Origin of the sequence: Ligilactobacillus acidipiscis DSM 15836 (assembly GCF_001435755.1) — a bacterium.
Classification (GTDB): Bacteria; Bacillota; Bacilli; order Lactobacillales; family Lactobacillaceae; genus Ligilactobacillus; species Ligilactobacillus acidipiscis.
In genome coordinates, this window is the sequence record NZ_AZFI01000336.1 from 1 (window position 1) to 681 (window position 681).

Below are 681 nucleotides of genomic sequence, written 5' to 3' on the forward strand. Positions count from 1 at the left end.
CTTTCAACTCTGTTTTTTTCATTGGTTTTGTTCTCATTTGCCGTAACTTAATACGTGAAATCATATGATGATAATTACGGAATCCAAATGCTGTGCGTTGAATTTGTTTAATCATTCGATTCATGCCTTCGACTGGGCCATTCGTATAGTCCGATTCACTGGCGTTGAGTACAACCACTAAGTTCTTTTTGAACGTTTGAAACACTGCTTTCATGTAGGGACTTATATTTTGATTTGTATATAGATCTTCCACAAGCTTGTCTTTGTCTTGATTCTTAAGGTTTTCCATGATGCTTTGCATCGACTCGTACGATGCTTTAAGTTCTTCGTTAATTGTCAGTCCTTGTTCTACACGTTCTAGTTGTGTGAGTTGTTTTCGCAGGTGTCGGTCATAAAAGACATGTTCCTCATCTAGATTTCCGGCATACTTCAAATAAAGCCGCCAGGCGAACTTTAACGTGCGATATTCATAGGATCTTTTATTGTACTTTTTCATGGTTTGCACCCGAGTTTGATTAAAAGCTCGAGTCATCATTGCAACGATGTGAAAGCGGTCGATCACAATTTTTGCCTGCGGAAACATTGCCTTGGCAATGTCTTGATAGTAACTATTTAGATCTACGGTAACTGTTTTGACACGTGCTCGAACACTTGCTGGAAATTGTTTAAAATAATCAGTAA

Annotated in this window: 1 protein-coding gene; it reads right to left on the reverse strand. The window is 38.2% G+C overall.

Annotation, left to right across the window (positions count from 1 at the left end; translation table 11 throughout):
- Nucleotides 1–681 (reverse strand): transposase (locus tag FC65_RS11000; RefSeq protein WP_162257069.1); only part of this gene is annotated, 681 nt, incomplete at both ends.